Origin of the sequence: Marinobacter sp., from assembly GCF_014859525.1 — a bacterium.
In the GTDB taxonomy this organism is placed as follows: Bacteria; Pseudomonadota; Gammaproteobacteria; order Pseudomonadales; family Oleiphilaceae; genus Marinobacter.
Genome location: NZ_JACUUB010000006.1, coordinates 61009 through 82177 on the forward strand (window position 1 = coordinate 61009; position 21169 = coordinate 82177).

Consider the following 21169-nt stretch of genomic DNA (forward strand, 5'->3'; position numbering starts at 1 on the left):
TGTAATAGCTTTTCTGCATGTGTAGATGCGCAAGGAAGCGCGTATTATCGCAAAACTGGCGGCAAAATATAGGGCGTTAGCTTTTTTTGTCAATGGACTCTGAGTTAAAAGCGGGAATTTAACGTTTTCTGTAAATGAGGGATATCCCGAATAACGGTACTCACTGGCATAAATTGGATTTGTCAATAAGCCTTATAGAGGGCGAGGGCTGGCTATTCTCAAGATTTTGAAGGTTGTTGCAAGTTTGTAATTACCGGGGCGTCTCCTTATAATCCGTAGCCCGGAATCGGGGATGCACCTTAATGCGCGCTTCAGTATAGCAAGCTACCGGGTTGCCATCCGCCCTCCTGAACCAATCGGTTATCGGTAACCTGCCGATCGCCCGATCGAAATATACACCAACCATCCGCCGCCGTTTTCGGTCCCGCGGAACCAAAAGAGAGTGTGAGAGCGCTGTGAATAGCAAACGACCAGTAAATCTCGATCTCGGCAAGTTCCATTTCCCGCTGCCTGCCATCACATCGATCCTGCATCGCATCAGCGGCATCATCATTTTTGTGGGTGTTGCCTTCCTGTTGTACGGTCTGGATCTCTCCCTGTCCGGAGAAGATGGTTTTGCCCGGGTAAGTGAACTGCTGGACAGCTTCCTTGCCAAGCTGATTATTTGGGGCATCCTTTCTGCTCTGCTTTACCACCTCGTTGCAGGTATCAAGCACCTGCTCATGGATATGGGTATTGCCGAGGAACTCGAAAGCGGTCGTCTCGCCGCGAAGATCACTTTAGTGGTTTCCATTGTTCTCATTATTCTGGCTGGAGTCTGGGTATGGTAAGCAGCGTAACTAACCTCGGCCGAAGTGGCGTTTTTGACTGGTTGATCCAGCGCGTTACCGCCTACGTACTGGCTCTGTACACCCTGTTCCTGCTGGGCTTCATGGTGTTCAGTGACGTTAACTACGAAACCTGGGCAGCACTGTTCTCGCAAACCTGGTTCCGTATCTTTACTCTTCTGGCGCTCCTGTCCATTGGCGCTCACGCCTGGGTTGGGCTCTGGACAGTCACTACCGATTATATCAAGGCGATGGCGCCGCGTTTCCTGGTGCAGGCGCTGTGTGGTTTGACCATGTTCGTGTATGTGATTTGGGGCATTCAGATTCTTTGGGGGCTTTAATAGATGGCTAATATCAAGACCATGTCTTATGACGCGATTGTTATCGGCGGTGGCGGCGCCGGTATGCGGGCTGCCCTGCAGTTGACCGAGTCCGGCGTCAACACTGCCTGTATCACAAAAGTGTTCCCGACGCGCTCGCACACAGTGTCTGCGCAGGGCGGTATCACTTGTGCGATCGCAAGTGCTGACCCCAATGATGATTGGCGCTGGCACATGTATGACACCGTCAAGGGCTCGGATTACATTGCCGACCAGGATGCGGTTGAGTATATGTGTTCAGTAGGTCCGCAGGCGGTCTTTGAGCTTGAGCATATGGGACTTCCATTTTCACGGACTGAGCAGGGCCGTATTTATCAGCGTCCATTCGGCGGTCAGTCCAAGGGCCCTGATAACCCTACTCAGGCGGCACGTACCTGTGCAGCTGCCGACCGTACCGGTCACGCGCTTCTGCATACGCTTTATCAGGCAAACCTCAAGGGTGGTACAACCTTCCTGAATGAGTGGTATGCGGTTGATCTGGTCAAGAACAGCAAGAACGAAGTGGTTGGTGTCGTTGCTATCGAGATCGAAACTGGCGAAGTGGCTTACATCAAGTCCAAAGCGACTGTGTTGGCTACCGGTGGAGCAGGTCGGATCTACGCTTCCACTACCAACGCTTTGATCAACACCGGCGACGGCATTGGCATGGCACTGCGTGCGGGTTTCCCGATGCAGGATATGGAAATGTGGCAGTTCCACCCAACTGGCATCCACGGTGCTGGCACCTTGGTAACCGAGGGTTGCCGCGGTGAAGGTGGCTACCTGATCAATGCGGAAGGCGAGCGCTTCATGGAGCGTTATGCGCCAAACGCAAAAGACCTGGCTGGTCGTGATGTTGTGGCGCGGGCCATGGTTATCGAGATTCTTGAGGGTCGTGGCTGCGGTCCAGAAAAGGACCACGTTCTGCTGAAACTGGATCATCTTGGCGAAGAAACGCTGAATCTGCGCTTGCCGGGCATCTGTGAGCTTTCTCGCACGTTTGCTCATGTTGATCCGGTGAAAGAGCCGGTTCCGGTTGTGCCAACCTGTCACTACATGATGGGTGGTATTCCGACCAACGTTGGCGGGCAGGCACTCACCCAGGACGAAAATGGCACCGACAAGCCTATTCCGGGCCTGTTCGCTTGTGGCGAAGCCGCCTGCGTGTCGGTACATGGCGCCAATCGCCTGGGCGGTAATTCGCTGCTGGACCTGGTGGTATTTGGTCGTGCTGCAGGTCTTCATATTGAGGAACAGTTGCGCGGCGGGTTTGAGGTTGATGCTGCCAGTGAGGAAGACATCAAGCGGGCAATGGCGCGTCTTGATCGTCTGAACAGCGCTTCGGAAGGTGAAAGCGTGGCTGCGGTCCGCAAAGATCTTCAGAACTGCATGCAGCTATACTTTGGCGTTTTCCGTGACGGTAAAAGTATGGAGGAAGGCCTCAGGAAGCTGGAAGCGATTGGTGAGCGGGTTCGCAACACCAAGCTGTCTGATACCAGCAGTGCTTTCAATACCGCACGTATCGAAGCGCTGGAGCTCGACAATCTGTTCGAAGTGGCACTGGCGACTGCGATCTCGGCATACGAGCGCAAAGAGAGTCGGGGCGCTCATGCCCGGAACGATTTCACCGAACGTGATGATGAGAACTGGCTGAAGCACTCCATGTACTTCCCGCTGGACAAGCGCGTTGGTAAGCGTGACGTGAACTTTGCGCCGAAGACCGTAGACACCTTCCAGCCGAAGGTCCGGACTTACTAAGGGGGACGTGAAAATGTTAGTAAGCCTTTATCGTTATAATCCGGAAAGTGATAACGCGCCCTATATGCAGGACGTGGAGGTCGACATTCCGGAAGGTAAGGATTTGATGGTTCTTGATGTGTTGAATCTCATCAAGGAGCGAGATCCTTCAATGGCGTACCGTCGCTCATGCCGGGAAGGAGTTTGTGGCTCCGATGGCATGAATATGAACGGCACCAACGGCTTGGCGTGCATTACGCCGATGTCTCAGGTGGTCAAGAATAACAAGCTGGTGTTGCGCCCGCTGCCGGGGCTGCCGGTTATTCGTGATCTCGTTGTGGATATGAGTCTGTTCTACAAGCAGTACGAAAAGGTTATGCCGTATTTGGTCAACGACACCCCTGCGCCCGCGATTGAGCGGCTGCAGACTCCGGAAGATCGTGAAAAGCTGGATGGCTTGTACGAGTGTATTCTTTGCGCGTGCTGTTCGACAGCCTGCCCGTCGTTCTGGTGGAATCCGGATAAATTTATTGGTCCTTCAGGGCTGCTTCAGGCCTACCGGTTCCTGGCGGACAGTCGTGATACCGCCCAGGCAGAGCGGTTGGCCAATCTGGACGATCCGTTCAGCGTGTTCCGCTGTCGGGGGATCATGAATTGTGTCAGTGTTTGTCCAAAAGGCCTGAACCCCACGAAAGCAATCGGCCATATCCGTAACCTGTTGCTGCAACGGGCTACTTGATCGGCAAATTTTGCAGAACCCGCTATACTGGTGTTTCGGCATCAGGTTGTACCCTTGAAGGCCTCGCTTATGCGGGGCCTTCAACCAAAGGCTTATAGTCATAAGTCTTATCGAGGTTCAAACTTATGCACTCTGTCTGGTCGCCTTACCCAGGAAACCGGGCAGTGTCGCTGAGTATAAAAATCACTGGGGACGGAAAACATCCTTGCAGGGTGTGGTGGCCATAAGTCATGCCGTAATATCCCGTATTGACTGAGATTTACCCCTGGACCACTATACTCGCTCCCCCGCACCAGCCCAAGGTGAGCTATTCAAAATGCAAGAAAGCATCATGGAGCAGTTATGGCAGACTTCCCACTTGCAGGGTGGGAATCTGGCCTATGTTGAACAGCTTTTTGAAACCTACCTGACAGACCCCAATGCAATTCCTGAAGAGTGGCGGAGTTACTTTGACAAGCTCCCCAGCGTGGATGGCCATCATGGCCGTGACGTTGTGCACTCGACCATCCGTGAACAGTTCGAACACATTTCCCGTAATCAGCGTTTTCTGGCAACCAGTGGCGTTCCTGCCAGTGCCACTACGGACGCTGACAAAAAACAGATCCGTGTTCTTCAGCTGATTAACGCCTACCGGTTTCGCGGCCATCAGGAATCCACGCTCGACCCCCTGGGTGTCTGGCAGCGAGAGTCTGTTGAAGATCTTGATCCGTCCTTTCATGAATTGGGCGAGTCGGATCTTGATCTGGAGTTCCAGACAGGTTCCCTGAATTTTGGTTCCGAGACCATGAAGCTCGGAGACATCGTTGATGGTTTGCGCCAGACCTACTGCAAGACCATTGGCGCTGAATACATGCACGTGGTTGATACCCGCATCAAGCGCTGGTTTCAACAGCGCATGGAGCCGGTTCGGTCGCGTCCGGAGTACGAGGCGCAAACTCGAAAGCACCTACTGGAACGCCTGACAGCAGCAGAAGGTCTTGAAAAATACCTCGGCTCCCGTTATCCGGGTGTTAAGCGGTTTGGTCTGGAAGGGGGCGAAAGCCTGATTCCATGCCTGGACGAGTTGATTCAGCGTGCCGGTTCCTACGGCACCAAGGAAATTGTTCTGGGTATGGCTCACCGTGGCCGCCTGAACGTACTGATCAATACGCTGGGCAAGAATCCGAAAGAGCTGTTCGATGAGTTCGAGGGTAAAAAACTCGCGGATTCTGGCTCCGGTGACGTTAAATACCATCAGGGCTTTTCGTCTAACGTGATGACATCCGGTGGCGAAGTGCACCTGGCGATGGCGTTCAACCCGTCGCACCTTGAAATTGTCTCCCCGGTAGTGGTTGGTTCGGTTCGCGCTCGGCAAGACCGTCGCGGCGACACCGATGGCAGCAAGGTGTTACCGATCGTTATGCACGGCGACGCAGCGTTTGCAGGCCAGGGTGTGGTGATGGAAACCTTTCAGATGTCCCAAACCCGGGGCTTTGGAGTGGGTGGTACGGTTCACATTGTGATTAATAACCAAGTGGGCTTCACCACCAGCAAGCAAGAAGATGCTCGCTCGACAGAATACTGTACCGATGTCGCAAAAATGGTTCAGGCGCCCATTCTGCACGTAAACGCAGATGATCCTGAAGCGGTCATGTTTGTGACTCAGATGGCTATGGATTACCGCAATGAATTCAAGCGGGACGTGGTTATCGATCTGGTGTGTTATCGCCGTCGCGGCCATAACGAGGCCGATGAACCAGCAGCCACTCAGCCGGTGATGTACGAGAAGATTCGCAAGCTCAAAACGACTCGCGGCCTATACGCAGAGCATTTGATCGAAGCGGGTGTGATCAGTGAGGACGAAGCCAAGCAGATGGAAATGGACTATCGTGACGCGCTGGATAAAGGCGAGCATGTGGTCAAATCGTTGGTTAAAGAGCCTAACAAAGAACTTTACGTGGATTGGGCTCCGTATCTTGGCCATGAGTGGACAGCCAAGTGCAAGACCAGTGTTGCGCAGAAGACGGTTCAAAAGCTTGGCAAAAAGTTAACAGATGTACCTGAGGGCTTTAGCGTTCAGCGCCAGGTGTCCAAGATCGTTAACGATCGCGAGAAGATGACGGCGGGTGTATTGCCCCTGAACTGGGGCTACGGCGAGATGATGGCGTATGCCACGCTTCTTAACGAGGGGCACCCGATCCGTCTGGTCGGTCAGGACGTTGGACGTGGTACCTTCTCCCACCGTCACGCGGTACTGCACAACCAAAAAGACGGCTCAACGCATGTCTCCCTGCAAGAAATGTCTGAAGATCAGCCCAAGTTTGATATTTATGATTCGCTTCTTTCCGAAGAAGCCGTCATGGCGTTCGAATACGGCTACTCAACCACCAAGCCGGATGCACTGATTGTCTGGGAAGCGCAGTTCGGCGATTTCGCCAACGGTGCACAGGTGGTTATTGATCAGTTCCTGACCAGTGGCGAGCATAAATGGGGCCGCTTGTGTGGCCTGACATTGCTGCTGCCGCACGGTTATGAAGGGCAGGGGCCTGAGCACAGCTCGGCTCGTATGGAGCGTTTCCTGCAGCTGTGTGCTGAACACAATATTCAGGTTTGCGTACCAACCACTCCATCGCAGGTGTTCCACATGCTGCGTCGACAGGTTAAGCGGCCGCTGCGTAAGCCCTTGGTTGCGATTACACCTAAAAGCCTGTTGCGTCATAAAGAAGCCATCTCTGGCCTTGATGACCTGACGTCCGGCACCTTTCAGACCGTACTGCCTGAGAAAGAGCCCATCGATCTGAAGAAGGTAACGCGACTGGTCCTGTGCAGTGGCAAGGTGTATTACGATCTGTTGGAGAAAAAGAAAGCAGATGAACGTGAAGACGTTGCCCTCGTTCGAATTGAACAGCTGTACCCATTCCCGGCTGACGATCTGGATGAAATTCTGGGCCAGTACCCCAAGCTCAAGCATGTGGTCTGGTGCCAGGAAGAGCCAATGAACCAGGGCGCCTGGTACTGTAGCCAGCATCATATGCGCAATGCGCTGCAGCGCCTTAACCCGAAACTCCACCTTCAGTATGCCGGTCGTGACGCTTCCGCTGCTCCTGCGTGTGGGCACATGTCTGTGCACATCGAAGAGCAGAAGAAACTGGTTAACGACGCGTTCGAAATCTGACGAGCTACCGAACTAAGGATCCGTAATGTCAACAGAGATTAAAGCCCCAGTTTTCCCTGAGTCGGTCGCCGAAGGCACCGTCGCAACCTGGCACAAGCAGCCGGGTGAAGCCTGTTCCCGTGACGAACTGATTGTCGATATTGAGACCGACAAGGTAGTCCTTGAAGTGGTTGCACCGGCTGACGGTGTGATTGAAGAGATTCTCAAGGGTGAAGGCGACACTTGCGAAAGTGGTGAAGTGATCGGCAAATTCAAGGAAGGCGCTGCGGGTGAGTCCAAGCCTGCAGAAAGTAAGCCTGAAGCCAAAGCCGAGGCACCGAAAGAGGAATCTGCCACTGCGGCCTCCGACGACGCCATTCTGAGCCCGGCTGCCCGTAAGCTGGCTGAAGAAAACAACGTTGATCCGGCCGCCGTGAAGGGCACCGGAAAAGATGGCCGCGTTACCAAGGAAGACGTTCAGAACCACGTTGCCTCCGGTAAACCAGCGGCTCCGGCAGCGGCTAAACCAGCCGCTATGCCAGAGGTCAACATGGCTTCAGGCGAGCGTCCGGAAAAGCGCGTTCCTATGACTCGTCTGCGTGCCAGCATTGCCAAGCGTCTGGTGGAAGCACAGCAGACTGCAGCCATGCTGACTACCTTCAACGAAGTCAACATGGCGCCGATCATGGAGCTGCGCAAGCAGTACCAGGATAGCTTCGTGAAGCGTCATGGTATCAAGCTGGGCTTCATGTCGTTCTTTACCAAAGCGGCAACTGAGGCTTTGAAGCGGTTCCCGGCGGTGAACGCTTCTATCGATGGCAGCGACATGGTGTATCACGGTTATCAGGATATTGGTGTAGCCGTTTCCACTGATCGTGGACTGGTTGTGCCCGTGGTTCGTGACGTCGACGCACTCGGTCTGGCCGACATCGAAAAGAAAATTGTGGAATACGGCACCAAGGCCAAAGACGGCAAGCTCGGCATTGAAGACATGACCGGTGGTACCTTCACCATTACTAACGGTGGCATCTTCGGCTCTCTGATCTCGACGCCGATTCTGAACCCACCGCAGACGGCCATTCTAGGCATGCACAAGATCCAGGAGCGCCCGATGGCGGTCAACGGTAAGGTCGAAATTCAGCCGATGATGTACCTTGCGCTGTCTTACGATCACCGTATGGTTGATGGCAAAGAAGCTGTGCAGTTCCTGGTCGCGATCAAGGAAATGCTGGAAGACCCGGCGCGTATTCTGCTGGACGTGTGAACTGACACTTAACGAATCGGAAAACGGGATAAATTATGTCTGATAAGTACGACGTCATTGTCATTGGCGCGGGCCCTGGCGGCTACGTGGCCGCAATCAAGGCCGCTCAGCTTGGTCTCAAGACAGCCTGTGTTGAATCCTGGCTCTCTGAAGATGGTAAAAGTACGGTTCTTGGCGGTACCTGCCTGAACGTTGGCTGTATTCCGTCCAAAGCGCTGCTGGAAATCTCTCACAAGTTTGAAGAGGCCAGCCACGACTATGAGAAGCAGGGTATCATCGCTAAAGACGTCACAATAGACCTCGCCAAGATGATGGAAAGGAAAAGCGGTATTGTCAGCCAGTTGACCGGCGGCATTGGTGGTCTGTTCAAAGCCAACGGTGTGACCTCGATTCAAGGTCATGGCAAGCTGCTGGCTGGCCGTAAGGTCGAAGTCACTGACAAAGACGGAAAGACCAAGACCTATGAAGCCGAGAACGTCATTCTGGCCAGTGGTTCGAAGCCCATTGAGATTCCGCCTGCACCGTTCGACGGTGAGTACATTGTCGACTCCGAAGGTGCTCTGTCGTTTACCGAGGTGCCTAAACGTCTTGGCATCATCGGTGCCGGCGTCATTGGTCTGGAGTTGGGTAGTGTTTGGGCCCGTTTGGGTTCAGAGGTTACTATTCTGGAAGCGCAGAGCAGCTTCCTGCCGGCCGTTGATCAGCAAATTGCCAAAGATGCACTCAAGCAATTTCAAAAGCAGGGCCTGAATATTATCCTGGGCGGCCGTATGACGGGTGCAGAGGTCAAGCGTAAGCTGGTTAATGTCAGCTACGAAGACTCCAAGGGTAAGCAGGAGGCCAAGTTTGACAAGCTGATCGTTGCTGTTGGTCGTCGCCCCTACACCGACGGTTTGCTGTCAGAAGATTCCGGCGTCAAACTGGATGAGCGTGGCTTTATTTTTGTGGATGATCACTGCAAAACCGAAGCACCGGGTGTGTGGGCGGTTGGCGATGTTGTTCGTGGACCTATGCTGGCACATAAAGCGTCTGAAGAGGGCGTTATGGTTGCTGAGCGCATTGCGGGCCACAAGCCGCAAGTGAACTATGATTGCATCCCCAATGTGATCTACACCGCACCGGAAATTGCCTGGGTTGGTAAGACCGAGGAAGAGCTGAAGTCCGAAGGCGAAGAATATAATGTGGGTGTGTTCCCGTTTGCGGCCAACGGTCGTGCCATGGCGGCTAACTCTGCCAGTGGTATGGTCAAGATCATCGCAGACGCGAAAACCGACCGTATTCTGGGTTTCCATGTGATTGGTCCTCAGGGGTCTGAAGTCGTTGCTCAGGGAGTGATCGCCATGGAATTTGGTTCCAGCGCAGAAGACCTGGCATTGACCTGTTTTGCGCATCCGACTCTGTCTGAGTCTGTGCATGAAGCGGCCTTGGCCGTTGCTGGTGGCGCGATTCACGTCGCCAACCGCCGCAAAAAGAAGTAACGCAAGACCGGAAGTCGGGGCGCCAGTGAAGGCGCCCCGCTGCCATCAAAACGGCAGGTTTCCGGGTGCGTAACCGGTGGGTAAAGGTGATCCCTTACCCGCCAGAACGAATTCGCTCAAGGTGCGCCAATGGCGTTGCGCCTGCGGGTTCTTTTCCGTACGTGGTTATCCTCCATCAAATGACGGGACACTAACTATGAATTTGCACGAATATCAGGGCAAGCAGCTGTTTGCTGAATACGGGCTGCCGGTATCTAAGGGTATCGCCTGCGATACTCCGAAAGAAGCAGTCGATGCGGCTGGTGAAATCGGTGGTGACGCATGGGTTGTCAAGGCACAGGTTCACGCGGGTGGTCGCGGCAAGGCTGGCGGTGTAAAGCTGGTCAAGAGCAAAGAAGAGATCCGTGAGTTTGCCGAAAAGTGGTTGGGTCAGAAGCTGGTCACCTACCAGACAGATGAACATGGCCAGCCGGTCAGCAAGATTCTGGTTGAATCCCTCACCGACATTGATCAGGAACTGTACCTGGGCGCGGTAGTTGACCGCGGTACCCGTCGTATCGTGTTCATGGCGTCTACTGAAGGCGGCGTGGAAATTGAGAAGGTTGCAGAAGAAACGCCTGAGAAAATTCTGAAGGCCGAAGTGGACCCGCTGGTTGGCGCTCAGCCATACCAGGGTCGTGAGCTGGCCTTTAAACTTGGCCTGGAAGGCAAACAAATCGGTCAGTTCACCAAGATCTTTATGGGCCTGGCGAAACTGTTCGAAGATTGCGATCTGGCGCTGGTTGAAATCAACCCCCTGGTTATTACTCCGGCAGGCGATCTGCATTGCCTGGACGCCAAACTCGGCGTAGACGGCAACGCACTGTATCGCCAGAAGAAGATTCATGAAATGCACGATCCTTCTCAGGAAGATTCCCGTGAAGCCGAAGCGGCCAAGTGGGAACTCAACTACGTAGCCCTGGAAGGCAACATCGGTTGCATGGTTAATGGCGCTGGTCTGGCCATGGGCACCATGGACATCATCAAGTTGTCTGGCGGTCGCCCTGCGAACTTCCTGGACGTTGGCGGCGGTGCCACCAAAGAGCGCGTTTCTGAAGCGTTCAAGATCATCCTGTCTGACGACAATGTACAAGCCGTACTGGTTAACATCTTCGGTGGTATCGTTCGCTGCGACATGATCGCAGAAGGCATCATTGGTGCGGTCAAGGAAGTGGGCGTCAAGGTTCCTGTGGTCGTTCGCCTGGAAGGCAACAACGCCGAACTGGGTATCAAGGTACTGGCTGACAGTGGCCTGAACATCATCGCCGCCACCAGTCTGGCGGATGCCGCAGAGCAAGTCGTTAAAGCCGCAGGGGGTAAATAATGAGCATCCTGATCAATAAAGACACCAAAGTTATCTGCCAGGGCTTTACCGGCGCGCAGGGTACTTTCCACTCTGAGCAAGCCATTGAATACGGCACCAAGATGGTTGGTGGCGTCAGCCCCGGCAAAGGTGGCACCCAGCACCTGGGCCTGCCTGTGTTCAACACCGTCCGTGAAGCGGTTGAGCAGACCGGCGCAGAAGCGACTGTTATCTACGTACCCGCTCCGTTCTGTAAAGATGCCATCATTGAAGCTGCAGACGCCGGCATCCAGCTGATCGTGTGCATCACCGAAGGCATCCCGACCATCGATATGCTGTACGCGAAAGAATACGTTGATCGCAAAGGCGTCCGCATGATCGGTCCGAACTGCCCGGGTGTGATTACCCCGGGTGAATGCAAGATCGGCATCATGCCGGGCCACATTCACAAGCCAGGCAAAGTCGGTATTGTGTCCCGTTCAGGCACTCTGACTTACGAAGCGGTCAAGCAGACCACAGACTTCGGCTATGGCCAGTCTACCTGTGTAGGCATTGGTGGTGATCCGATTCCGGGTTCCAACTTCATCGATATTCTTCAGCTTCTGCAGGACGATCCGCAGACTGAGGCCATCGTGATGATCGGTGAGATTGGTGGCACGGCTGAAGAAGAAGCCGCCGCGTTCATCAAAGAGCACGTTACCAAGCCTGTGGTTTCTTACATTGCCGGTGTTACTGCACCTCCAGGCAAGCGTATGGGCCACGCAGGCGCCATCATCTCTGGTGGTAAGGGTACCGCAGACGAGAAGTTTGCGGCTCTGAATGATGCGGGTGTTAAAACCGTTCGCAGCCTGGCCGAAATTGGCAAGGCACTGAAGGAAGTGACGGGCTGGTAAGCCGCTTCACTACCTTGGCCAAAACCCCCGGATTCGAAAGAATTCCGGGGGTTTTGCGTTATAGGGTCAAGGTTTTACCGGTGTTTGTTTAACGCAGGCGGGTGTTACGACTATAATGGCCGGTCTGCTTGATTTCGGAAGCCTCGTTTTGTGGCTATATCAGGCGCCTAATAAACAGAAAGAAGGAGTTTGTGCTTTGAGTTCTGTCGATTCCCAGCAAAGAGTGTTGTCTGGTATGCGTCCGACCGGCAAGTTGCACCTCGGCCACTACCACGGTGTGCTGAAAAACTGGGTGAAACTCCAGCACGAGTATGAGTGCTTCTTCTTTGTCGCCGACTGGCATGCGTTAACTACTCAGTACGACGACCCCTCCGGTATCGAACAAAGTGTCTGGGACATGGTGATTGACTGGTTGGCCGCCGGCGTTAATCCCGGGTCTTCCACCATGTTTATTCAGTCTCAGGTTCCTGAGCACGCTGAATTGCACTTGTTGTTATCGATGATTACACCTTTGGGATGGCTGGAGCGCATTCCGACTTACAAAGACCAGCAAGAAAAGCTCCGCGAGAAAGACCTGGCCACTTATGGTTTCCTGGGTTATCCATTGTTGCAGACAGCTGACATCCTGATGTACCGCGCCGGTAAAGTGCCGGTAGGCGCAGATCAGGTGTCCCACGTGGAAGTAACGCGTGAAATCGCTCGTCGATTCAACCACATTTATGGTCGAGAGCCGGGTTTTGAGGTTCAGGCAGAGGCGGCCATCGTCAAGATGGGTAAAAAGAATGCCAAACTGTATCGCAGCCTGAAAAAGCGCTATCAGGAAGAGGGCAATATGGAAGCTCTTGAAACCGCCCGCGCCTTGTTGAAGGAGCAGCAGAACATTTCTTTGGGCGATCGTGAGCGTTTGTATGGTTTTATTGAGGGTGGCGGTAAAGTGATTTTGCCGGAGCCTCAGCCGCTTCTGACACCAGAGTCGAAATTGCCAGGATTGGACGGGCAGAAGATGTCCAAATCCTACAATAACTACATTGGCCTGCGCGAACAGGCCGACAGCGTATCTCAGAAAATTCGCACCATGCAAACCGATCCTCAACGAGTTCGCCGCACAGATCCGGGCGAGCCGGAAAAGTGCCCGGTATGGGGCATGCATAAAGTCTACTCGGATGCCAAAACCTGTGAGTGGGTTCAGGAAGGCTGCCGCAGTGCAGGCATTGGTTGTCTGGATTGTAAAACGCCTCTGATTGATGCGGTCATTGAAGAGCAGCGTCCCCTGCATGAGCGAGCTCGGGAATATGAGAAAAACCCGGATGTGGTGCGTTCAATCCTTGAAGAAGGTCGTGAAAACGCCCGTGACGCGGCCCGTGATACGCTGGAGGAAGTGCGCGCAGCCATGGGTCTCAGCTACCGCTGAGTGTCTGTGATCAGCGGAGAAGGGCATGACAGACGATACTGACGAATTGGCCAACATGATTCCCGACTCCGGGGAGCAGGTGCCGCTGGCGTTGGTGTCTGGCAAGCCGTTGGTTGATCTGCCGAAAGATCTCTATATTCCTCCGGATGCCCTGGCAGTGTTTCTTGAAGCCTTCGAGGGGCCTCTGGACCTTTTGCTGTACCTCATTCGGCGCCAGAACATGAATATTCTGGACATCGATGTCAGTGAGATTACTCGGCAATACATTGATTATATTGGGGCGGTCGAAGCGTTGCGCTTTGAACTGGCCGCAGAATATCTGGTGATGGCCGCTACCCTGGCGGAAATCAAGTCGCGCATGCTGCTGCCGCGCCAGGAAAGTGGCGACGACGAAGAACTCGATCCGAGGGCAGAGCTGATACGACGCCTGCAGCAGTATGAGCGGTTCAAGAAAGCGGCTGAAGACATTGAGGCTATGCCAAGGATGGAGCGCGACATCTTTTCAGGGTCAGCAGCCTTGCCCGAAATGCCGTCGTCGCAGCCGCATCCGGAAGTCGACATGAGAGAACTGCTGTTGGCGCTGCATGGGGTGCTCAAGCGTGCCGATCTTTTTACCAGTCATCATGTCGAACGAGAGCGGTTGTCCACTCGGGAGCGGATGTCTCACATCCTCTCGGTGCTTCAGGGTGATCGTTTTGTGACGTTTGAAAGCCTGTTCACGATTGAAGAGGGGCGTCTGGGCGTAGTAGTCAGTTTTCTGGCGACACTTGAGTTGGTGAAAGAACAGTTGATTGAAATTGTGCAGGCTGAGGTTTTAGGTCCTATTCATGTGCGGGCCAGGTCTGCCAGCTAAGGGAAAGCCGGAGCATGAACGAAGAGCATCTTGCGCGTATCCAGGCCATTGCTGAAGCCGCCTTGTTGGCTGCTGGAAAGCCGCTGTCAGTGGAACAGCTGCGTGAACTGTTCACGGAAGATGAGCGACCGGCGCGGCAAGTGATGGAGCACGCTTTAATGCTTCTGGAAAAGGCGTGTGAAGGGCGCGGGTTTGAACTCAAAAGAGTGGCCAGCGGCTACCGTCTCCAGGTGCGAGCAGAGTTTGCGCCTTGGGTCAGCCGGTTGTTTGAGGAAAAGCCCCAGCGTTATTCCCGGGCGCTTCTGGAAACTCTGGCACTGATTGCGTATCGCCAGCCGATAACCCGGGGTGAAATCGAAGATATTCGGGGTGTTACGGTAAGCAGCAATATCATTCGTACGCTGCTTGAGCGAGAGTGGGCGCGAGTGGTGGGGCACCGTGATGTGCCTGGCCGGCCAGCGATGTACGCTACCACCAAACAGTTTTTAGACTATTTTAACCTCAACGGCCTTGATCAGCTTCCACCACTGTCGGAGGTGCGGGATCTTGATGAAATTGGCCGGGAAATTGAAAAGAATATGCAGGGAGAGATTCAGTTTGAGTCCTCCGAAGGTGATAGCCGCAACCAGGACGATCCTCAGGATGGTTCCGCCGCGTTACCGGAACAGACAATCCACTGATGCCCTAAGGCCTCAGCTATTCAGTAAGGAAGTATTACATGGCGGCATCTAGCCCCGGAAAAGCAGGTTCCAGAAGCAAATCCGCCCAAGGCGACCAATCCGTGCCTGGCGGGCCTGAACGTGTTCAGAAGCTTCTGGCCAGAGCCGGCGTGGGTTCACGTCGGGAAATTGAAGGCTGGATGGAGGCTGGGCGCCTGCTGGTCAATGGCAAGCCTGTCCAGGCCGGGCAAAAGGCAACCACAGAAGATAAGTTCGAGCTGGACGGTAAGGTGTTGGACGTCGCGTCCGCAGCTCAGGTGGTTCGTCGAGTGTTGATCTACAACAAACCGGAAGGTGAGGTGACCAGCCGTAAAGATCCGGAGGGCCGGCCCACGGTATTTGACCGCTTGCCCCGCCTGAAGGATCAGCGCTGGATTTCAATTGGTCGGCTGGATATCAATACCACCGGTTTGGTGATATTCACCACCGACGGTGAGCTGGCAAACCGACTGATGCATCCGTCCAGCCAGATTGACCGCGAGTATGCGGTTCGGGTGTTCGGTGAGGTAGACGATGCGATGCAAGCACGGCTGCTGGAAGGTGTGTTGCTGGAAGACGGCATGGCCAGATTCTCAGACATCTCACCGGCCGGTGGCAGCGGGATCAATCGATGGTTTCACGTTACCCTGCTTGAGGGTCGGAACCGTGAAGTCCGGCGACTGTGGGAATCGCAGGGAGTCAGGGTTAGTCGCCTGAAGCGTGTTCGTTATGGCCCTATCTTCTTGCCGAGCCGACTGACTTTGGGTAAGTGGGAAGAACTGGAGCAAAAGGCTGTTGATACCCTAAGCAAGGTGGTCGGCCTGGCTTCGGTAGACATTCCTCAGAAAACACCCAGTGAGCAGGCCGAGCATGATCGCAAGCGCCGAAAGAGCCCGGGTAAATCTTTGCAGCGCTCCCGTAAAGGCACTTGGCAGGTAAGCGATTCTGCGCCGGCAAAGTCAAAGCCGAAGCGTGATGACAGAAAAAGCTCCTTAAAATCAACGAGACCGGCACGCAACAACAGGGGTTGATGCAGTCCGCCCATCGACTACGAGATCGAAGCGAAGACCCGTGTACAGTTGCGGCCCTGGGCTTTCGCCCGATATAGGGCTTCATCGGCGCGGGCAAGCCATTGGTCCGGTGATTCATCGGTCAGGTGCATGGCAACTCCACAACTAGTGGTTGCCGTCAGCGGTGTCTCACCGCCATCAACCCGTATACTTTCCACTGCCAGCCGAATGCGCTCGGCTACGTCTCGTGCTTCTCGCTCGTTGGTGTGGGGCAGTAATACGGCAAACTCTTCTCCACCAAAACGGTAGACGGTGTCGGAATTGCGAACCGCCTGTTCCAGTTTCTCTGCCGTTTTCGTCAAGATATGATCGCCCACAACGTGGCCGTGGTTGTCGTTGATCTGTTTGAAGTGATCGAGATCGCACAGAATAAGGCTCCAGGGCGCGCCGTGGCGGTCGGCTAATGCGCCAGCTCGCTCCAGTGCTTCGTACAGCGCCCGTTTGTTGCCAATACCGGTTAGTGAGTCGGTCAGTGCTGCCTGTTCAATGGCAATATACTGGCAAGCGTTGCGCAATGGGCAAATGGCTGCGGCGAGCATCATTTCCAGGCCGGTTATTTCTTCATCGCTGAACTTGTGTCGCCTATGAAAGGCAAGGGTGCCGTAATGGGCGCCTTCAAGGGTCAATCGATATTCACAGCGGTGAGGGCCGCCCATGCCGGTTGAGAACACGAAGTCCTGACGTGCAATACGGTGACGGTAATTGAGGGCATCAAAAGGGATGGCGGCGGCGATTTCCTCCGCCACAATGCCCAGCTGAGTTTCCAGCGACAGGGTAGTCGATAGCCTCTTCGCCATGCGTGTAAGCAGATCCGGTGAGCTGCTCCAGTCTTGAAAAGACTGTTTCAGGGCGGCCAGCTGGGCCGGTCGAGTCTTTGAAGGCTGGATAGAAGTCAGGTATTTCACGGCAACTCACTCTATTTCGTGAATAGGATGAAAGCTTCTAAGCATAAGTTGTGCCTACAATAAAAACCTAATAATAATTAGTTAGTTGAATGTCATATCTAAAAACAATGTTAACTATTATCTGGCGCTGATGCCGGAAGCGTCATTATTTCGGCAGGGTTTTGCCGTCAAAAAAGACCTGCAATCAAAATGTCAGACAAGGGTGGGGCTGACCGGCGGCTGTGATAAACTTCTGCGCTTGATCATGTCCTGTCGTTATAAGTGAGCATCAGGTTTATGAGATTTCAGGCACCGGAAAGCCTTTCAGAGCAAATAGCGCAGCATATTGGACAACGGATCATCGTACGTGACCTCAAGCCTGGCGAACGCATTCAGGAATTGAAGGTTGCGGGTGATTTGAACGTGAGCCGCGGCTCCGTCCGAGAAGCCTTGCTGATTCTGGAGCGGCGGCACCTGGTGGAGATTTTTCCTCGCCGTGGCGCGGTTGTCTCCGGGTTGACGCCGGATTCTGTTGATGCTCTCTATGACATCTACATAGACCTGCTTTGCATGCTGGGGCGTAAGGTGCTGGAGCGTTGGTCGGGTGAGGAGCTTGGCGGTGTGATGAGCCAGGTCAAAGAACTTCAGGCCGTGATTGACGCTCTGAATTCTCACGAACCGGATGCTGCCGAGCAAGTGATTGATGCGGGTTTTGGGGTTATGCGTTATGCCTGTCGGCTGATTGAGAATCCCTTTCTCGAAGAAACCTTGGAAAATTTTCGGCCAGCGATCAGTCGTACCTATTACGTTGCGTTGGAGCACTTCAGAAGCGAAATTGAAGAAACCGGCACGTTTTTCCGACATTTGGCCGACGCCGCCGTCAAGGGTAACAGCGATCTGCTGCAACGAGTCATTCAGGAATTCGGTGAACATCAAAGGCAGCAGGTTTTGAGCATTCTCACGGAGGAGTCCGCCTGATATGCGGCTCAAGTCGATCAAGCTGGCCGGTTTCAAATCGTTTGTAGACCCGACGACGGTGCCGTTTCCATCCAACATGACAGCTGTGGTTGGGCCGAATGGCTGTGGTAAATCCAACATCATCGATGCCGTGCGCTGGGTGATGGGTGAAAGCTCTGCTAAGTACCTGCGGGGTGAGTCCATGACCGATGTTATCTTTAACGGTTCCAGTGCCCGCAAACCGGTTGGGCAGGCCGTCATTGAGCTGGTGTTCGATAATACGGATGGTACCGCACCTGGTGAGTTCGTTAAGTTCACTGAGATCTCTGTAAAACGCCGGGTATCCCGGGAAGGCCAGTCCGAGTATTTTCTGAATGGCGCTAAATGCCGGCGCCGCGACATTACCGACCTGTTTATGGGCACCGGTCTGGGCCCTCGCAGTTATGCCATCATTGAACAGGGCATGATCTCCCGCCTTATTGAAGCCAAGCCTGAAGAACTCCGGGTGTATATTGAAGAAGCAGCGGGTATTTCCAAATACAAAGAGCGGCGGCGCGAAACTGAAAGCCGGATCAAACGAACTCGGGAGAACCTCGAGCGACTCACGGACTTGCGAGAAGAGCTGGGCCGACAGTTGCAGCATCTGGAACGACAAGCCGCTTCAGCAGAGAAGTACAAGGCGTATAAACAAGAAGAGCGGCAAAAAAAAGCAGAACTCACGGTGCTGCGCTGGCAGGGGTTGGATAACGACCTGCAGTCATGGCGCAGCAAGACTCGCGATACCGAGCTGGAGCTTGAAAAACTGCTGACGGAGCGGGTCAACCTGGAAACGTCGATGGAATCTCTGCGAGAGGATCATCACGAGCGCACGGAGCACTTTAACCGTGCCCAGGCCCGATATTACGAAGCGGGTGCGGATATTGCCCGAATTGAACAAAGTCTTGAGCATCAGCGTGAGCGTAGCCGCCAGACCGCAACCGAGCTCGATCAGGCGATGGCCAATCAGCGTGAACTCAGTCGCGAACTGGAGCTGGACGAAGAAAAGCTGGCCGCCATTCAGGACGAGCTTAATATGACGGAGCCAGAGCAGGACGCCCTCGCCGGTCGCGCTGAGGAGTCGGGAGAGCAACTGCAGCAGGCCGAAGATGCGATGAGCAACTGGCAGCATCGTTGGGAAGCATTTAGCTCACGGTCGGCCGATACTCGACGCCAAGCCGAGTTGGCACAGTCCCGTATCCGCTCTCTGGAAGACGCCACCAGCCAATTGCATAACCGCCGAAGCAAACTCCTGGATGAGCGAGCATTGCTCGAGGGTCAACTTGACCGTGCCGAGCTGGATGAGCTGCTGGAGCAACAGGAAACGCTGGAACTACAGCGTGAAGAAGCCGCCGAGCGAATTCAGTCCGTGCAGGACGAGGTGTACGAATGCCGGCAACAACTGCGAGATGCAGAGCAGAGTGCATCAGAGCAGCGCCAGCAGGTTCAGAGTCTGCGGGCTTCCCTGGAATCTCAGCAGGCGCTGCTGGATGAACAGATGGGCGGACAGGACGGTGCCCTGCAGGCTTGGCTGGGTGAGCATGGCTTGTCCGAAGCGCCAAGGGTGGCGGGCGCACTGAGCATCGAGGATGGTTGGGAATTTGCGATTGAACAAGTCATTGGTCGATTCAGTCAGGGGCTTGCGTTACCCGCTCTGGACCATCTCACGGATGTTCTGAAAGAGGCTCCGAAAGGTCTGGCCCTGGTTTCCTGCTCAGCCGTTGCGAACGAAGACAAGAGCGGGCTGGCGGCCAAAGTCTCCGGTGTGTCGTCGATTGTGCAGTTGCTTGAAGGCATTGATATCGCGGAATCGGTTAGCGACGCCCTGGATCGAAGGGTTGATCTTGCCGGAGGGCAAAGCCTGATTACCCGTGATGGGGTCTGGGTTGCCCGGGACTGGGTATTGATGCCGGATTCTGATGCCGGTCAGGTCGGGGTCATTGAGCGGCAGAAGAAAGTCAGTGAGCTGTCAGCGCAGTTGGTTGAGGCAGAAGAACGGCTGGAACAGGCTTCTGCAATACGGGTGCAGCTTCAGGAAAGATCGGAACGAGCAGAGTCGTCCAGGGAAGAGGCCCAGAACCGCCTGAACGAAGCAGAGAGAGAGCTAGGTATGCTGACCTCACGGGTCAGCGGTGTAAAGGCTCGCGCCGAGCAGATTGATCAACGCCTGACCAGAATTCGCGACGACATCGAAGAAGTGGCAGCAACCCTCGAAGAGCAGCAGGACGAGCTTGAAGGCGTTAAGGAAGAATGGAATCTGGCGCTGGCCTCAACCGAAGACAGCGACGAAGAGAAAGAGCGGCTGTTGCAACAACGGGATACCTTGAGGGAAAATCTCGATGGGCTACGCCAGCAAGCCCGCCATGATCGGGACCACGCGCATCAACTCCAATTACAGCTGCAAACGCTGCAAAGCCAGCGGGATGGCCTCAGGCAGACCATTGACCGGATGCAGTTGCAGAAAGAGCGCCTGGAAGAACGGGTAGAGTTGCTACGGGAGTCTCGCGAAAGTGCCGAAGACCCTCTGGAAGACCTCCAGTTACAACTTGAGGGTTTGCTGGAGCGTCGCCTGGCGGAAGAGGAAAATCTTGCGGCGGCGCGAGATGCGCTGGAGGATACTGACCGGCAAGTGCGAGAGCGAGAGCAGGGCAGAAGCCGCACGGATCATTTGGTGCAGGACGTTCGTTCACGCCTTGAAACACTGAAAATGGAATCCCAGGCGCTGGAAATCCGCGCTGGTAACCACATCGAACAGCTTAAAGAGCTCAATGTGAAGCTGCATGATGTGTTGGGCCAGCTGCCGGAAGAAGCCGATGAAAAAGCCTGGGCGGACGAGCTGGAAAAAATCGGCAACCGCATCCAGCGTCTTGGTGCCATCAATCTGGCCGCCATTGATGAATATCAGGTTCAGAGTGAGCGTAAAAATTACCTGGACGAGCAACACAACGATCTTATAGAAGCCCTGGAAACACTGGACTCGGCCATTCGTAAGATCGACCGGGAAACTCGCCAGCGTTTCAAGGAAACGTTTGACCAGGTGAATGGCGGCCTGCAAGCGCTGTTTCCCAAAGTGTTCGGGGGTGGAAATGCCTACCTGGAGCTGACCGGTGAGGATCTTCTGGAAACCGGAGTGGCTATCATGGCCCGGCCACCGGGCAAGAAGAACAGCACTATCCACCTGTTGTCCGGTGGCGAGAAAGCATTGACTGCCATTGCGCTGGTGTTCTCCATCTTCCAGCTTAACCCGGCGCCGTTTTGTATGCTCGACGAAGTGGATGCACCGCTGGACGATGCCAATGTTGGCCGCTACGCGAATATGGTGAAAGAGATGTCTAAACAGGTACAGTTCATCTACATTACCCACAACAAAATCGCTATGGAGATGGGCGATCAGTTAATGGGTGTAACGATGCATGAGCCAGGTTGTTCGCGACTGGTGTCTGTAGACGTCGATGAGGCTGCGGCATTAGCTGAGGCCTGAGGCTTGG

General features: G+C 54.5%; 16 protein-coding genes. 15 read left to right on the top strand and 1 reads right to left on the bottom strand.

The genetic code is table 11. The features are described from left to right. Window positions 1-455 precede the first annotated feature (455 nt). From sdhC to rluB, 13 genes are all read left to right on the top strand, one after another. Window positions 456-830, top strand: coding sequence for a succinate dehydrogenase, cytochrome b556 subunit (sdhC, locus tag IBX51_RS03230; RefSeq protein ID WP_291828644.1), 375 nt, complete (start codon window positions 456-458; stop codon window positions 828-830). Beyond that, entirely contained in the window at window positions 824-1168 is a 345-nt protein-coding gene (gene sdhD, locus IBX51_RS03235) for a succinate dehydrogenase, hydrophobic membrane anchor protein (RefSeq protein WP_291828645.1), read from the top strand. The genes sdhC and sdhD overlap by 7 nt, the downstream gene beginning before the upstream one ends. A 3-nt stretch (window positions 1169-1171) precedes the next feature. Continuing rightward, window positions 1172-2944: a succinate dehydrogenase flavoprotein subunit gene (gene sdhA / locus IBX51_RS03240; protein WP_291828647.1), complete on the top strand. Its 1773-nt coding sequence runs from the start codon at window positions 1172-1174 to the stop codon at window positions 2942-2944. A gap of 13 nt (window positions 2945-2957) precedes the next feature. Beyond that, window positions 2958-3662 (top strand): succinate dehydrogenase iron-sulfur subunit, encoded by a 705-nt coding sequence (locus IBX51_RS03245; protein ID WP_291828648.1) that lies wholly within the window; start codon window positions 2958-2960, stop codon window positions 3660-3662. 316 nt (window positions 3663-3978) lie between these two features. After that, window positions 3979-6816 (top strand): 2-oxoglutarate dehydrogenase E1 component, encoded by a 2838-nt coding sequence (locus tag IBX51_RS03250; RefSeq protein WP_291828650.1) that lies wholly within the window; start codon window positions 3979-3981, stop codon window positions 6814-6816. Between the two features lie 25 nt (window positions 6817-6841). Further along, window positions 6842-8059: a 2-oxoglutarate dehydrogenase complex dihydrolipoyllysine-residue succinyltransferase gene (gene odhB, locus IBX51_RS03255; protein WP_291828652.1), complete on the top strand. Its 1218-nt coding sequence runs from the start codon at window positions 6842-6844 to the stop codon at window positions 8057-8059. A gap of 35 nt (window positions 8060-8094) precedes the next feature. Then, window positions 8095-9537 carry a dihydrolipoyl dehydrogenase gene (lpdA, locus tag IBX51_RS03260; RefSeq protein ID WP_291828653.1) on the top strand — a complete coding sequence of 481 codons (1443 nt, stop codon included), beginning with the start codon at window positions 8095-8097 and terminating at the stop codon, window positions 9535-9537. A gap of 196 nt (window positions 9538-9733) precedes the next feature. Next, window positions 9734-10900 (top strand): ADP-forming succinate--CoA ligase subunit beta, encoded by a 1167-nt coding sequence (gene sucC, locus IBX51_RS03265; protein ID WP_044385325.1) that lies wholly within the window; start codon window positions 9734-9736, stop codon window positions 10898-10900. Next, window positions 10900-11772: a succinate--CoA ligase subunit alpha gene (sucD, locus tag IBX51_RS03270; RefSeq protein ID WP_291828657.1), complete on the top strand. Its 873-nt coding sequence runs from the start codon at window positions 10900-10902 to the stop codon at window positions 11770-11772. Before sucC ends, sucD begins: the two co-directional genes overlap by 1 nt. A 196-nt stretch (window positions 11773-11968) precedes the next feature. Next, window positions 11969-13183, top strand: coding sequence for a tryptophan--tRNA ligase (locus IBX51_RS03275; protein WP_291828658.1), 1215 nt, complete (start codon window positions 11969-11971; stop codon window positions 13181-13183). A 25-nt stretch (window positions 13184-13208) separates the two neighbouring features. Beyond that, window positions 13209-14036, top strand: coding sequence for a ScpA family protein (locus tag IBX51_RS03280; RefSeq protein ID WP_291828659.1), 828 nt, complete (start codon window positions 13209-13211; stop codon window positions 14034-14036). Between the two features lie 14 nt (window positions 14037-14050). After that, entirely contained in the window at window positions 14051-14716 is a 666-nt protein-coding gene (gene scpB / locus IBX51_RS03285; protein WP_291828661.1) for an SMC-Scp complex subunit ScpB, read from the top strand. Between the two features lie 38 nt (window positions 14717-14754). Further along, entirely contained in the window at window positions 14755-15765 is a 1011-nt protein-coding gene (rluB, locus tag IBX51_RS03290) for a 23S rRNA pseudouridine(2605) synthase RluB (RefSeq protein ID WP_291828663.1), read from the top strand. A 17-nt stretch (window positions 15766-15782) separates the two neighbouring features. Here rluB and IBX51_RS03295 read toward each other — a convergent pair whose 3' ends face one another. Continuing rightward, window positions 15783-16709, bottom strand: a complete 927-nt coding sequence (locus tag IBX51_RS03295; protein ID WP_291828665.1) for a GGDEF domain-containing protein — start codon at window positions 16707-16709, stop codon at window positions 15783-15785. A 276-nt stretch (window positions 16710-16985) separates the two neighbouring features. On the opposite strand from IBX51_RS03295, the gene IBX51_RS03300 reads away from it, so the two are divergent. Beyond that, a complete protein-coding gene (locus tag IBX51_RS03300; protein WP_291828666.1) occupies window positions 16986-17666 on the top strand; it encodes a GntR family transcriptional regulator in 681 nt (226 codons plus the stop codon). Window position 17667: 1 nt separating this feature from the next. Continuing rightward, window positions 17668-21162 (top strand): chromosome segregation protein SMC, encoded by a 3495-nt coding sequence (gene smc / locus IBX51_RS03305; RefSeq protein WP_291828667.1) that lies wholly within the window; start codon window positions 17668-17670, stop codon window positions 21160-21162. Window positions 21163-21169: the final 7 nt, after the last annotated feature.